Here is a 16,271-nt window from a genome sequence, read left to right as displayed (position 1 = left end):
GCCACCAGGGTCCGCGGCCATTGAATTGAGAGAGATTCAGATGGAAAACGAAGACAAGCTCCGTTACTTTCTCAAGAGGGTGACCGCCGACCTTCATGAGACCCGGCAGCGCCTGCGGGAAGCCGAGTCCGGGCGGCATGAGCCGGTCGCGATCGTGGGCATGGGATGCCGGTTCCCCGGCGGAGTGGACGGCCCCGAGTCGCTGTGGGAGCTGCTGGCCGAGGGGCGGGACGCCATCTCGCCCTTCCCGGCCGACCGCGGCTGGGACACCGGCGCGGTGTACGACCCGGAGCAGCGGCAACGAGGCACCTCCTACGTCCGGGAGGGCGGGTTCCTCACGGACGTGGGAGGCTTCGACCCCGCGTTCTTCGGGATCTCCCCACGCGAGGCGCTGGTGATGGACCCCCAGCAGCGGCTGCTGCTCGAGGTCTGCTGGGAGGCCCTGGAAAGAGCCCGGATCGATCCCCTGTCGCTGCGCGGCAGCCGTACCGGCGTGTTCGTCGGCAGCAACGGCCAGGGGTACGGCCGGCTCGCGGCCCGCAGCGAGGGCGCGGTGGACTACATGACCACCGCCACCACCTCCAGCGCGCTGTCCGGGCGGGTGTCATACGTGCTGGGCCTCGAGGGCCCGGCGCTCACCGTGGACACCGCGTGTTCGTCGTCCCTGGTCTCGCTGCACCTGGCCGCGCAGGCACTGCGCCAGGGCGAGTGCTCGATCGCCCTGGCCGGCGGCGCGACGGTGATGGCCGACCCCGGCCTGTTCATCGGGTTCAGCAGGCAGGGCGGGCTGGCCGCGGACGGCCGCTGCCGTACCTTCGCGGCCGGGGCGAGCGGCACCGCGTGGGGGGAGGGCGCCGGGATCCTCGTGCTGGAGCGGCTGGCCGACGCCCGCGCCAACGGGCATCGCGTACTCGCGGTGATCAGTGGCAGCGCGGTGAACCAGGACGGCGCGTCGAACGGCCTGACCGCTCCCAACGGGCCCTCGCAGGAGCGGGCCATCCTTGCCGCCCTGGCGAGTGCCGGGCTGACCACCGACGACGTGGACGCGGTCGAGGCGCATGGCACCGCCACCCCGCTGGGCGACCCGATCGAGGCCGAGGCGCTGCTGGCCACGTACGGCCAGGGCCGTACCGCCGACCCGCTGTGGCTCGGCTCGATCAAGTCCAACATGGGCCACACCCAGGCGGCCGCGGGTGTGGCGGGCGTCATGAAGATGGTGCTGGCCATCGAGAGCGGCCTGCTGCCGAAATCGCTGCACATCGACGAGCCGACGCCCGCCGTCGACTGGAGCGGCGGAGCGGTGTCGCTGCTGGCGGAGGCGCGGCCGTGGCCGCTGACCGGCCGGCCCCGCCGCGCGGGGGTGTCGTCCTTCGGGGTCAGTGGCACCAACGCACACCTCATCGTCGAGCAGGCCCCGGAGCCCGCCGAGCCACCCGCGCCCGCGGAGCCCCCGGCGGCTTCCTCGGCCGCCCCACCCGTGCTCGCCTGGCCGCTGTCGGCGCGTACCGGCCAGGCCCTGCGGACGCAGGCCGGCCGCCTGCTGGCACACCTGGACGCCGACCCCGGGACCGCCACCGCCGACATCGGCCTGTCCCTGGCGACGACCCGGGCCGCACTCCAGCACCGGGCGGCCGTGGTCGCCGCCGACCGCGACGAACTGCGGACCGCCCTCACCGCCCTCGCCGACGGCACACCCGCCCCCGGCGTGGTCCAGGGCGTCGCCGGCGAGGGCCACCTCGCCTTCCTGTTCACCGGCCAGGGCGCGCAGCGCATCGGCATGGGCCTCGAACTCCATCGCCGCCACCCCGTGTTCGCCGAGGCGTGGGACGCCGTGGCCGCAGAGCTGGACAAGCATTTCGGCCATCCCTTGGACAGCGTCGTACACGGAGCGGACCAGAGCCTCCTCGACCGGACGATGTACGCCCAAGCGGGCCTGTTCGCCCTGGAAGTTGCCCTGTTCCGGCTGCTGGAGTCCTGGGGGACACGCCCCGACTACCTCCTGGGCCATTCGATCGGCGAGCTCGCGGCGGCACACGTGGCGGGGGTGTTCGACCTTCCCGACGCCTGCGCGCTGGTGGCCGCGCGCGGCCGGCTGATGCAGGCGCTGCCCGGGGACGGGGCGATGCTGGCGGTGCGCGCCCGCGAGGACGAGATCCAGCCGCTGCTGGACAAGCGGGTGGCGGTCGCCGCGGTCAACGGGCCCGAGTCCGTGGTGGTCTCCGGTGACGCCGAGGCGGTTGACCGGCTCGCGGACCGGTTCGCCGCCTTGGGCCGCAAGACCAAGCGGCTCCAGGTCGGCCACGCCTTCCACTCCCCGCTGATGGAACCGATGCTGGCCGAGTTCGAGAAGGTCGCCCGCGGCCTGTCGTACGCGGCACCGGCCATCACCCTGATCTCCGATGTCACCGGCGAGGCGGCGAGCGCCGAGCAACTCGGCGACCCCGCGTACTGGGTCTCCCACGTACGCCGCACGGTGCGCTTCCACGACGGCATCCGCTGGCTGGCCGACCGGGATGTCACCAGGTACGTCGAGCTGGGTCCGGACGGGACACTCTCGGCGATGGCGCAGGAAGCCATCGGCCACGAGAACGCGCTCTGCGTCCCACTGCTGCGCGAGGGCCGCCACGAGCCCCGCACCCTGCTCACCGCCGTGGCCCGGCTCCATGTGAACGGCGCGTCTCCGGACTGGGCCGCGGTCTTCGCCGGCTCCGGCGCACGCCACGTCGATCTGCCCACCTACGCCTTCCAGAACGAGCACTACTGGCTGAACCCGCCGCCCGAGGAGCCCGGGGCGGACCGGCTGGGGCTCACCCCGGCGCGACACCCGCTCCTCGGCGCCCGGCTGGCCCTGGCCGAGGACGACGGCCATGTCTTTACGTGCCACCTGTCGACGCGCGCCACACCCTGGCTCGCCGATCACGTGATCACGGGCTCGGTGCTGTTCCCGGGCACGGCCTTCGTCGAACTGGCCCTGCACGCCGGACACCAGGTCGGCTGCCCGCTGCTGGAAGAACTCACCCTCCACGCTCCCGTGCCGCTGCCCGAGGGCGGCGGTGTCCGGCTGCAGATCCTGGTGGGCGGCCCGGACGAGGCCGGCCGCAGGCCGCTGACCGTGTACGCGCGCCCGGACGACGGTCCCGGCGACACGGACGACGGCGCCGAGTGGATCCGGCACGCCGTGGGAACGCTCGCCCCGGCCGGGCAGGTCGTCACCGAGCCGCTCACGGCATGGCCACCGGCCGGCGCGGACCCGATCGACCTTGACGGCTACTACGACCGGCTCGCGGAAGCCGGCTCCGACTACGGTCCCGCGTTCCGGGGGCTGCGCGCCGCGTGGCGCCTGGGCGACCAGGTGTTCGCCGACATCGAGCTTGACCAGGAACACCGCGCCGCGGCCGAGTCCTTCGGGGTGCACCCGGCGCTGCTGGACGCCGCCCTGCACGCCGTGGGCGGGCTGAGCCAGGACCAGGACCCTGGCGCCCGGATCCCGTTCGCCTGGCAGGACGTGGCGCTGCACGCGGTCGGCGCGTCGTCTCTGCGGGTACGGCTGACCCCCACCGGCTCCGACGGCGTGTCGGTGCTGGCTGCCGACACGGCGGGCCAACCGGTCGCCACCATCGGTTCGCTGGTGCTGCGGCCCGCGTCCCCCGTGGACGGCGTGTCGCACCCCGGGCTCCGCGACTCGCTGTTCGGTGTCGACTGGCTGCCGGTGGCCACCGTGCCCGCCGACGCCGGGGAGACACCGGCGGCCGACGGCTGGGCGGTGATCGGCCCGGAGGGAACCGCGCCGGCCGGCGCCGCCGATGCCCGGCACCCGACCCTGGCCGACCTCGTCGGCGCGATCGACCGGGGAGCCCCGGCCCCCGCGTACGTCCTCGTCGACCGCCCCACACCGCCCGGCGACCTGCCGACGGCGGTGCGCGAGACGCTGTACGACACGCTCGCACTGGTCAGGGAATGGCTGGCCGACGACCGGTTCGCCGCCTCCCGGCTCGTGGTGGTCACCCGGGCGGCCGTCTCCGCCCTGCCCGACGAGGACGTCGCGGCCCCGGCACTCGCCCCGGTGTGGGGGCTGCTGGCCTCGGCGCAGGCCGAGCATCCGGGCCGGATCGTCCTGGCCGACCTGACCGGCGCCGATGACGGACCGGCCGACGCCGCGGCGCTGCGCAGCGCGCTCGCGTCCGGCGAACCCCGTATCGCCGTGCGCGGCGGCGAGGTCTACGCCCCCCGGCTGACACGGCTCGCCGCCCGGCGGGGGGAGGCGGCGCCCTGGGCCGACGCGGCGGGCACCGTGCTCATCACCGGCGGCACCGGAGGCCTCGGCAGCCTGGTGGCGCGTCACCTGGTGGCCCGACACGGCGTACGCCATCTGCTGCTGACGAGCCGGCGCGGCCTCGACACGCCCGGCGCCACCCGGCTGCGCGACGAACTGGCCGCCGAGGGCGCACAGGTCACCGTCGCCGCGTGCGACGTGTCCGACCGGGCCGCACTGGCGGACCTGCTCGACTCCGTACCGGCCGACCAGCCCCTCACGGCCGTGGTGCACACGGCGGGAGTGCTCGACGACGCGACCATCGATTCGCTCACCCCGGAGCGGGTGGACACCGTGCTGCGGCCCAAGGTCGACGCCGCGTGGAATCTGCACGAGCTCACCGGCGAGCTGTCCGCCTTCGTCCTCTTCTCCTCGGCCGCCGGGCTCCTCGGTGGGCTCGGCCAGGGGAACTACGCGGCGGCCAACACCTTCCTCGACGCGCTCGCCCAGCACCGCCGGGCCCTGGGACTGCCGGCCGTCTCCCTCGCCTGGGGCGCCTGGGAGCCCCAGGGCGGAATGACCGGCACCCTCACCGACACCGACCTCGACCGGATGAGCCGCCTCGGCACCCGGATGATCTCCGCCGAGCAGGGTGTTGAACTCCTTGACGCCGCGGTGGCCGCCGACCGCGCCCTCGTGGCGCCGTTCCGGCTCGACGCGGCGATCCTCGAGAAGCTGTCCGACGTCCCGCCGCTCCTGCGCCATCTCGTACGGGGGCCGGCCCGCCGCGCGGCGCGCCGGGGCGCGCCCGAACCCACGGAGCTCGCGGCCCGGCTTGCCGACGTGGCCGAGGCCGAACGGCCCCGCATCCTGCTCGAGCTGGTGCGCGGCCAGGTGGCCGCGGTCCTCGGATACGCGGCCACCTCCCAGATCGAGGAGGACCAGGCGTTCAAGGACCTCGGCTTCGACTCGCTCACCGCGCTCGAACTGCGCAACGCCCTCAACGCGGCGACCGGGCTGCGGCTGTCCGCCACCTTGATCTTCGACTATCCGACGGTCCGTGAGCTCGCCGGACATCTGCACGACGAACTGGCGGCGCCCGGCAGCGCGGTGCACAGCGCCGCGGGCGCCGGGCCGGTGCGCCGCGCCGCGCCCGCGGACGACGACCCGATCGCCATCGTGTCGATGAGCTGCCGCTACCCCGGTGGCGTACGGTCGCCCGCCGACCTGTGGGACCTCGTCATCGCGGACCGGGAAGGGATCTCCGGGTTCCCCGAAGACCGGGGCTGGGACCTGGAGTCCCTCTACGACCCCGACCCCAACCCCCAGCACCAGGGCACCACCTATACCCGGGAGGGCGGCTTCCTCGAGGACGCGGGCGCCTTCGACGCGGGCTTCTTCGGCATCTCGCCCCGTGAGGCGCTGGCCATGGACCCGCAGCAGCGGCTGCTGCTGGAGGCCTCCTGGGAGGCACTGGAGCGGGCCGGGCTCGACCCGGTGTCCCTGCGCGGCAGCGACACCGGCGTCTTCGCCGGGATCATGTACCACGACTACGCGAGCGGCGACGCCGAGTTCCCCCCGGAGTCCCTGGGTTTCCTCGGCACCGGATCGGCGGGGAGCGTGCTCTCCGGCCGGATCTCCTACACCTTCGGCTTCCAGGGGCCGGCGCTGACGGTGGACACCGCCTGCTCCTCGTCGCTGGTCGCCCTCCATCTCGCCACCCAGGCGCTGCGGCAGGGCGAGTGCTCGATGGCGCTGGCCGGCGGTGTGACGGTGATGGCCGGCCCGGAAACCTTCCTCGACTTCGGAGCGCAGGGTGGCCTGGCCGCCGACGGCCGCTGCAAGTCCTTCGCGGACGCGGCCGACGGGGTGAGCTGGGCCGAGGGGGCCGGCGTCGTGGTCCTGGAGCGGCTGTCCGACGCACACCGCCACGGCCACCCGGTGCTCGCCCTGGTCCGCGGCTCCGCCGTCAACCAGGACGGCGCGTCCAACGGCCTGACCGCGCCCAACGGCCCGGCGCAGCAGCGGGTCATCCGGCAGGCCCTCGCGAGCGCCGGGCTGTCGGCCGCCGACGTCGACGCCGTGGAAGGACACGGCACCGGCACCACGCTGGGCGACCCGATCGAGGCCCAGGCCCTGCTGGCCACCTACGGGCAGGACCGCGCCCCCGACCGGCCGCTGCTGCTGGGATCGATCAAGTCGAACATCGGCCACACCCAGGCGGCCGCCGGAGTGGCCGGCGTGGTCAAGATGGTGCAGGCGATGCGCCACGGCCTGCTGCCGCGCACCCTGCACGTGGACCAGCCGTCCTCCCATGTGGACTGGTCGGCCGGGGGCGTGGCGCTGCTCACCGATCCCACGCCGTGGCCGGAGACCGGCGGGCCGCGCCGCGCGGCGGTGTCGTCCTTCGGGATCAGCGGAACGAACGCACACGTCATCCTGGAACAGGCGCCGCCCCCGCAGCAGCCCGCGCGGCCTGCCCCCGCCGCCGATTCGGCCCCCGACCTGGACGGGCGGCATGACCCGGACGGGGGGCATGACGCCGTAGAGCGGCCGGAACCCGTCGCCGTGCCGTGGTTGCTGTCGGCCAAGTCGCCGCAGGCACTGCGGGCACAGGCGGCCGGGCTGCTGCCCCTCGCGGCCGGCTCGGCCGGCCCGGGCCCGCGTGTGCTGGACATCGGATACTCGTTGGCGACCTCGCGCTCGGCGTTCGAACACCGCGCGGTGGTCCTCGCCGAGGATCCAGAAGACGCCCGGCAGGCACTGACCGCGCTGTCCCACGGCGAGACCGCGGCCTCACTGGTCGTGGGCGACGCGCGCGCGGGCGGCTCGACCGCGTTCCTCTTCGCCGGACAGGGCTCTCAGCGGCTGGGGATGGGGCGGGAACTGGCCGACCGGTTCCCCGCGTTCGCCACCGCGCTCGATCCGGTGCTCGACGAGCTGGACCGCCACCTTCCCCGACCGGTCCGGGAGGTGCTGTGGGGCTCGGACGACCAACTGCTCGACCGCACGGACTTCGCCCAGGCCGCGCTCTTCGCCATCGAGGTGGCCCTGTTCCGGCTGGTGGAGTCGTGGGGGCTTCGGCCGGACTACGTGGCGGGGCACTCGATCGGGGAGATCGCCGCCGCGCATGTGGCCGGTGTGCTGTCCCTCGCGGACGCCTGTGCTCTGGTGGCCGCCCGTGGCCGGCTGATGACCGAACTGCCTTCCGGCGGCGCGATGGTCGCTCTACAGGTGGCAGAGGACGAGGCGTCCCCCCTGGTCGGTGACCGGGTGAGCATCGCCGCGGTCAACGGCCCCCGGTCGGTGGTGATGTCCGGTGACAAGGACGTGGTCGACGAGATCGCGGCGCGGTACGGCGCCGAGGGGCGCAGGACCCGCATGCTGCGGGTGTCGCACGCGTTCCACTCGGTGTTGATGGAGCCGATGCTCGACCGGTTCCGGGCCGTCGCCGAGGGGCTGACCTACCACACGCCCACGATTCCGTTCGTCTCGAGTGTCACGGGCGTGGCCGCGGGCACGGAAGATCTCTGCTCCGCCGAGTACTGGGTGCGGCATGTCCGGGCCACCGTGCGGTTCGCCGACACCGTCCGCTTCCTGGCGGACCAGGGCGTCTCGCGCTTTGTGGAGCTGGGCCCGGACGGGGCTCTGAGCGCGGCGGCCCAGGAGTCGGTGACCTCCGACACGGCGGTGTTCGTCCCCCTCGTACGCAAGGACCGGCCGGAGCCCGCCGCGGCGCTCACCGCGCTCGGGCGTCTGCATGTCCACGGTGCGCCGGTGGACTGGTCCGCGTTCTTCGTGGACAGCGGCGCCCGGCGGATCGACCTGCCCACCTATCCGTTCCAGCGCGAGCGCTACTGGGCCAAGAGGCGCCGCGGTTCGGGTGATCCGGTGTCGTTGGGGTTGGGTGTGGTGGGGCATCCGGTGTTGGGTGCGGTGGTGGTGTCGGCGGGTTCGGATGGGGTGGTGTTGACGGGTCGGTTGTCGCGGGAGGGGCAGGGGTGGGTGGTTGATCATGAGGTGTTGGGTGCGGTGTTGTTGCCTGGTGCGGGGTTTGTGGAGTTGGTGGTGCGGGCTGGGGATGAGGTGGGTTGTGGGGTGGTTGAGGAGTTGATGTTGGGTGCTCCGTTGGTGGTGCCGGAGCGGGGTGGGGTGCAGGTGCAGGTGGTGGTGGGGGACGAGGAGGTTGGGGGGCGGCGTTCGGTGCGGGTGTTTTCGCGGGTGGGTGAGGATGTGGGGTGGGTGTTGCATGCGGAGGGGACGGTGGTGCCGGGGTCGGTTGCCCCGGCCGCCGACCTCACACCATGGCCGCCCACCGGAGCGGTCGAGGCCGACGTGGCGGGTGCGTACGACCGGCTCAGGGACTTCGGCTTTCACTACGGCCCGGCGTTCCGGGGGCTGCGGGCGGCGTGGCGGCGTGGTGACGAGGTGTTCGCCGAGGTGGTGTTGGACGAGTCGGCCCATGCGGACGCGCGCCGTTTCGGCCTGCACCCCGCGCTCCTGGACGCGGCCATGCACGCACCCATGGTGCTCGCCGACCGAAGCGGCAGCGGCGAGGGCACCTTCCTGCCATTCGTATGGAATCAGGTGTCGTTGCATGCGTCGGGTGCGACGCGGTTGCGGGTGCGGTTGACGCGTCCGGGGAGGGATGCGCTGGCGTTGGAGGTGGCTGATGAGGGTGGTCGGCCGGTGTTGTCGGTGGGGTCGATGGTGGGTCGTCCGGTGACGGCTGAGCAGTTGGGTTCGGTGGAGGGTGAGAGTTTGTTGGAGGTGGAGTGGCGTCCGGTGGCGGTGGAGTCGGGCGGTGCGGCCGAGGGTGCTGAGGGTGAGGTGGAGGTGCTGGATTGTGGTGGTGTTGTGGGTGGCGTAGTGCCGTTGGTGGTGCGGTCGGTGGTGGATCGGGTGTTGGAGGCGGTGCGGGGTGTGTTGGTGGGTGGTTCGCGGTTGGTGGTGGTGACGCGGGGTGGGGTTGCGGTGTCGTCGGGGGAGGGGGTGGTGGTGTCGCAGGCTCCGGTGTGGGGGTTGGTGCGTGCGGCTGAGGCGGAGAATCCGGGGCGTTTTGTGCTGTTGGATCTGGTGGAGGGTGAGGATGTGGCGGGGGTGTTGCCGTCGGTGGTGGCGAGTGGTGAGCCGGAGGTGGCATGGCGTGGGGGTGAGGTGCTGGTACCTCGGCTGAAGCGAGTGGGGCCGGTCGAAGGGCCGGATGTGCTGCCGTTCGGCGGTGGTGAGGGGACGGTGTTGGTGACGGGTGGTACGGGGGGTCTTGGTGCGGTGGTGGCCCGTCATCTGGTGGTGGAGCACGGGGTGCGGCATCTGCTGCTGGTCTCCCGCCGGGGCACTGCGGCGGAGGGTGCGGAGGTGTTGCGGGATGAGTTGGTGGAGTTGGGTGCGTCGGTGGTTGTGGCGGGTTGTGATGTCGCGGACCGGGCGGCGGTCGAGAAGTTGTTGGCTTCCGTTCCCCCGGAGCGTCCGTTGACCGCTGTGGTTCATGCGGCGGGTGTGGGTGACAGTGGTCTGGTGGGGTCGTTGACGGCGGGGCAGTGGGAGGGGGTGTTGCGGCCGAAGGTGGATGGTGCGTGGCATCTGCATGAGTTGACGCGGGATATGCCGCTGACGGCGTTTGTGTTGTTCTCGTCGATCGGTGGTTCGGTGGCGGCGGCTGGTCAGGCGAACTATGCGGCGGCGAATGTGTTTCTGGACGCTCTTGCCCAGCGTCGGCACGAGGAGGGTCTGCCCGCCACCTCGGTGGCCTTCGGCCTGTGGTCCGGCGCGGGTGCCGGTCGGGCACTCGGCGAGGTGGACATCACTCGGCTGCGGCGTCAAGGTCTGCCGCCGCTGTCGGTCGCGGAGGGGTTGCGCGCGTTCGATGCCGCGATTGTTTCCGGCGCGGCGACGGTGACGGCCTCGCGTGTGGACACCGCCGCCTTGCGCACGCGTAGGGGTGAGATCCCCGCACTGTTGCGCGGGTTGGTCCCGGCGTCGCGCAGGCTGAGCAGGGAGGCCGCGGGCGGTGGCGACGCCGAAGGACTCAAACGGCAGCTGTCCGGGCTGGATGCACAGGAGCGGGCGCGGGTGCTGACCGACATGGTGCGCGGCCACGTCGCCATGGTGCTCGGACACGGGTCGGCGGAGACGGTCGAACCGGACCGCAACTTCGGTGAAATCGGGTTCGACTCGCTGACCGCCGTGGAACTGCGCAATCAGCTCAACGCGGCGACCGGACTCCGGCTGCCCGCCACCTTGGTCTTCGACTACCCCAGCGCACGGGATGTCGCCACGTTCGTGGGCTCGGAGCTCGTGCCCGAGGCGGCCGACACCGACGGTGCGGGACACGAGGAGCGGGTGCGCCGCGTATTGGCCGGCATCCCGCTCAGCAGGCTGCGCGACGCCGGCCTGCTGGACACCCTGCTGGAACTCGGCGGAGCCCCCACCGTGCCGCGGGACGGGGCCGAGGACGCGGACCGGTCCGACCAGCCCGACTCGATCGACGCGATGGACAAGAACGATCTGATCGACATGGCGTTCAACAGCCTTGGCCTTGAGGGTGCCACGTGGGAAGAGGGTAACTGAGATGACCGACTCCGATGAGAAGCTGGTCAATGCGCTTCGCCTGTCGCTGAAGGAGAACGAGCGCCTGCGGGTGCAGAACGCCAAGCTTTCCGGCGCGACGCGGGAGCCCGTGGCCATCGTGGCGATGAGCTGCCGCTACCCCGGCGGTGTCACCTCGCCCGAAGACCTGTGGCAGCTGGTTGCCGACGGCGTCGACGCGGTGTCGGACTTCCCGACCGACCGCGGCTGGGACATCGACGGCGGCTACGATCCGGAGCCGGGCAAGGCGGGGAAATTCTACGCCCGCGAGGGCGGCTTTCTGCACGACGGCGGGGAGTTCGACCCGGGCCCGTTCGGCATCAGCCCGGTCGAGGCGCTGCACATGGACCCGCAGCAGCGGCTGCTGCTGGAGTGTTCATGGGAAGCGCTCGAGCGCGCCGGTATCGACCCGCTGTCCCTGAAGGGCGGGGCCACCGGGGTGTTCACCGGGGCCATGCACCACGACTACGCACTCGGCCAAGCCGTCAGCACCACTTCGGGCGGCAGTCTGCTCAGCGGCGGGATCTCCTACACCCTCGGCCTCGAAGGCCCCTCCGTCACGATTGACACCGCGTGCTCGTCCTCGCTGGCCGCCGTCCACCTGGCCTGCCAGGCCCTGCGTCGGGAGGAGTGCGGTCTCGCGCTCGCCGGCGGGGTCACGGTGATGGCCACTCCCCAGCTCTTCAAGGTCTTCTCCCAGCAGCGCGGACTCTCACCAGACGGCCGCTGCAAGTCCTTCTCGGACGCCGCCGACGGCACCGGCTGGGGCGAGGGCGCGGGGATGCTGCTCTTGGAGCGGCTCTCCGACGCGCGCCGCAACGGCCACCCGGTGCTCGCGGTGATCCGCGGCAGTGCCGTCAACCAGGACGGCCGCAGCAGCGGACAGACCGCGCCGAACGGCCCGGCGCAGCAGCGGCTGATCCGCCAGGCCCTGACGAACGCGGGCCTGTCCGCCTCCGACGTCGACGCCGTGGAGGCACACGGCACCGGCACCACGCTGGGCGACCCGATCGAGGCCCAGGCCCTGCTCGCGACCTATGGGCGGGGCCGGGAAGGCGGTCACCCGCTGTGGCTGGGCTCCATCAAGTCCAACATCGGGCACACCCAGGCGGCCGCCGGGATCGCGGGCGTGATCAAAATGGTCATGGCCATGCGCCACGGCACCCTGCCCCGGACGCTGCATGTGGACGCCCCCTCCGCACAGGTCGACTGGTCGGCGGGGGATCTGACGCTGCTGACCGAACCGGTGGCGTGGCCGGAGACGGGACATCTGCGCCGTGCGGGTGTCTCCGCGTTCGGAGCCAGCGGCACCAATGTGCATGTGGTCCTGGAGCAGAGCCCACCCGGCGAGGAACGCGAAAGCCCCCGTCCGGAGCGGCCCGTGGCGGTTCCATGGGTGCTCTCCGGCAAGACACCGGAGGCGCTGCGCGCCCAGGCCGCCCGGCTGCTGGCCACCGTGTCGGGGAACGACGGGCCCGCCCCCGCCGATGTCGGGCTTTCGCTGGCCACCGGCCGGACCAGGTTCGAGCACCGCGCCGCCGTGGTCGGCCGGGACCGGGAGGAGTTCGTACAAGGGCTCGCCGCGCTGACCACCGGCGCACCCGCCACCGGAGTGGTGACCGGGTCCGCTCGCGAGGCACCGAGGGTCGTGTTCGTGTTCCCTGGCCAGGGCACGCAGTGGACCGGCATGGCGACAGAACTGCTCGAGTCCAACACCGTCTTCCAGCAGACGATGCTCGCATGCGAGAAGGCGCTGTCGAAAGTCGTGGACTGGTCGCTGCCGACGGTCCTGGACGATCAGGACGCGCTCGACCGGGTGGACGTGGTGCAGCCGGCGCTCTGGGCGGTCATGGTCTCGCTCGCCGCGGTGTGGCGCTCCTGCGGAGTGGAGCCGGCCGCGGTGGTGGGCCACTCCCAGGGCGAGATCGCCGCCGCCTGTGTGGCGGGCGCGCTGTCGCTCGAGGACGGGGCGCGGGTGGTGGCCCTGCGCAGCAGGATCATCGCCGAGGTGCTGGCCGGCCAGGGCCGGATGATGTCGATTCCCGAGCCGCTGGAACAGGTTGAGCGGCGAATCGCGGAGCCGGTCGACGGTTCCGCGGGCGCCGTGTCGATCGCGGCGGTGAACGGACCGTCGTCCGTGGTGGTCTCCGGCGAGGCCGAAGCGGTGGAGAAGCTGCACACCGCCCTGGTGGAGGAGGGCGTCCGCGCCCGGCTGATCGAGGTGGACTACGCCTCGCACTCCGCACAGGTGGAACAGATCGCCGACCGGCTGGCCGACGCCCTTGCCCCGATCCGTCCCCGGCCCTCGGACATCCCCTTCTACTCCACCGTGGACGACGGATGGCAGGACACGGCAGGGCTGGACGCCGGGTACTGGTATCGCAATCTGCGCCAACCGGTGCGGTTCGAACCCGCGGTGCGGGCCCTGCTGGACAAGGGGTTCCGCGGGTTCGTCGAGATCAGCAGCCACCCGGTGCTGACGGTTGGCGTGCAGGAGTCCGTCGACCGCGCCGGGGTACGGGCGGTGGCCACCGGCTCGCTGCGCCGCGACGAAGGCGGCTGGCACCGGATGGTGCTCTCGCTGGCCGCCGCGCATATGGGCGGGGTGGCGGTGGACTGGCCGGCCGTGTTCGCGGACACCGGTGCGCGCCGCGTGGACCTGCCCACGTACGCCTTCCAGCGGCAGCGGTTCTGGCTCGACAGCGAGATCGGTTCGGGTGATCCGGTGTCGTTGGGGTTGGGTGTGGTGGGGCATCCGGTGTTGGGTGCGGTGGTGGTGTCGGCGGGTTCGGATGGGGTGGTGTTGACGGGTCGGTTGTCGCGGGAGGGGCAGGGGTGGGTGGTTGATCATGAGGTGTTGGGTGCGGTGTTGTTGCCTGGTGCGGGGTTTGTGGAGTTGGTGGTGCGGGCTGGGGATGAGGTGGGTTGTGGGGTGGTTGAGGAGTTGATGTTGGGTGCTCCGTTGGTGGTGCCGGAGCGGGGTGGGGTGCAGGTGCAGGTGGTGGTGGGGGATGAGGAGGTTGGGGGGCGGCGTTCGGTGCGGGTGTTTTCGCGGGTGGGTGAGGATGTGGGGTGGGTGTTGCATGCGGAGGGGACGGTGGTGCCGGGGTCGGTTGCCCCGGCCGCCGACCTCACACCATGGCCGCCCACCGGAGCCACCGAGCTGGACGTCGAGGGTGTCTACGGATTTCTCGACGGCGCCGGTTATCACTACGGCCCGGCGTTCCGGGGGCTGCGGGCGGCGTGGCGGCGTGGTGACGAGATGTTCGCCGAGGTGGCGTTGGACGAGTCTGCCCATGCGGACGCGCGCCGTTTCGGCCTGCACCCCGCGCTCCTGGACGCGGCCATGCACGTGAACAGCGTCGCCGCGGCGATGGGCGAGGACGGCCCGGCCGTGGGCGACGGCGAGGGGCGTGGCGGGGTGCTGCTCCCGTTCGTGTGGAATCAGGTGTCGTTGCATGCGTCGGGTGCGACGCGGTTGCGGGTGCGGTTGACGCGTCCGGGGAGGGATGCGCTGGCGTTGGAGGTGGCTGATGAGGGTGGTCGGCCGGTGTTGTCGGTGGGGTCGATGGTGGGTCGTCCGGTGACGGCTGAGCAGTTGGGTTCGGTGGAGGGTGAGAGTTTGTTGGAGGTGGAGTGGCGTCCGGTGGCGGTGGAGTCGGGCGGTGCGGCCGAGGGTGCTGAGGGTGAGGTGGAGGTGCTGGATTGTGGTGGTGTTGTGGGTGGCGTAGTGCCGTTGGTGGTGCGGTCGGTGGTGGATCGGGTGTTGGAGGCGGTGCGGGGTGTGTTGGTGGGTGGTTCGCGGTTGGTGGTGGTGACGCGGGGTGGGGTTGCGGTGTCGTCGGGGGAGGGGGTGGTGGTGTCGCAGGCTCCGGTGTGGGGGTTGGTGCGTGCGGCTGAGGCGGAGAATCCGGGGCGTTTTGTGCTGTTGGATCTGGTGGAGGGTGAGGATGTGGCGGGGGTGTTGCCGTCGGTGGTGGCGAGTGGTGAGCCGGAGGTGGCATGGCGTGGGGGTGAGGTGCTGGTACCTCGGCTGAAGCGAGTGGGGCCGGTCGAAGGGCCGGATGTGCTGCCGTTCGGCGGTGGTGAGGGGACGGTGTTGGTGACGGGTGGTACGGGGGGTCTTGGTGCGGTGGTGGCCCGTCATCTGGTGGTGGAGCACGGGGTGCGGCATCTGCTGCTGGTCTCCCGCCGGGGCACTGCGGCGGAGGGCGCGGAGGTGTTGCGGGATGAGTTGGTGGAGTTGGGTGCGTCGGTGGTTGTGGCGGGTTGTGATGTCGCGGACCGGGCGGCGGTCGAGAAGCTGCTGGCTTCCGTTCCCCCGGAGCGTCCGCTGACCGCTGTGGTTCATGCGGCGGGTGTGGGTGACAGTGGTCTGGTGGGGTCGTTGACGGCGGGGCAGTGGGAGGGGGTGTTGCGGCCGAAGGTGGATGGTGCGTGGCATCTGCATGAGTTGACGCGGGATATGCCGCTGACGGCGTTTGTGTTGTTCTCGTCGATCGGTGGTTCGGTGGCGGCGGCTGGTCAGGCGAACTATGCGGCGGCGAATGTGTTTCTGGACGCTCTTGCCCAGCGTCGGCACGAGGAGGGCCTGCCCGCCACCTCGGTGGCCTTCGGCCTGTGGTCGGACACCGGCATGGGAGGCTTGCTGAACCAGGTGGACCGTGCCCGGCTGCTGCGCCAGGGGCTGCTGCCGCTGTCCGTCGCGGAGGGGTTGCGCGCGTTCGATGCCGCGATTGTTTCCGGCGCGGCGACGGTGACGGCCTCGCGTGTGGACACCGCCGCCTTGCGTACGCGTAGGGGTGAGATTCCCGCGCTGCTGCGCGGGTTGGTCCCGGCGTCGCGCAGGCTGAGCAGGGAGGCCGCGGGCGGTGGCGACGCCGAAGGACTCAAACGGCAGCTGTCCGGCCTGGACGCACAGGAACGGCTCGACCTGCTGACCAATCTGGTGCGCAGCCATGTCGCCGTCGTTCTGGGCCATGGCTCCGCCGACGCGGTCGAGGCGGACCGCAACTTCAACGAGCTCGGATTCGACTCGCTGACCGCCGTGGAACTGCGCAATCAGCTCAACGCGGCAACCGGACTCCGACTGCCCGCCACCTTGGTCTTCGACTACCCCACCGCACAGGCCGCCGCGGGGTACATGGCGGCTCAGCTGTCCGACGACACCGAGGCCACGGATCCGGCCCTGCGCGAGATCGACCGGTTGGAAGAGCTGCTGTCCTCGGTGCCCGACGACGAACGACGCCGCGCCGTGACCGTGCGGCTGCAATCCCTGCTGCTCAAGTGGACCGGTGGCGAGCCCGATTCGGCCTCGGTGGAATCCCGGATCGGATCGTCCTCGGCGGAAGAGATCTTCGCCTTCATCGACAACGAGCTGGACCTCCACTGAGCCGACGACCGGCGACCATCTGACCGAAGACGGGTGAAG

General features: G+C 72.1%; 2 protein-coding genes. Both read left to right on the top strand.

What is annotated here, in order from left to right:
• The first annotated feature begins 40 nt into the window (after positions 1-40).
• Positions 41-10,822 carry a type I polyketide synthase gene (locus ACWY4P_RS02100; RefSeq protein ID WP_456208357.1) on the top strand — a complete coding sequence of 3,594 codons (10,782 nt, stop codon included), beginning with the start codon at positions 41-43 and terminating at the stop codon, positions 10,820-10,822.
• On the top strand, positions 10,797-16,232 hold the full coding sequence (locus ACWY4P_RS02095) for an SDR family NAD(P)-dependent oxidoreductase (protein ID WP_456208356.1): 5,436 nt from the start codon (positions 10,797-10,799) through the stop codon (positions 16,230-16,232). The genes ACWY4P_RS02100 and ACWY4P_RS02095 overlap by 26 nt, the downstream gene beginning before the upstream one ends.
• Positions 16,233-16,271: the final 39 nt, after the last annotated feature.

The sequence above is a fragment of the Streptomyces sp. LZ34 genome (assembly GCF_053890475.1).
Note: the sequence above shows the minus strand (reverse complement) of the source record. Positions and strands in the feature narration are given on the sequence as shown.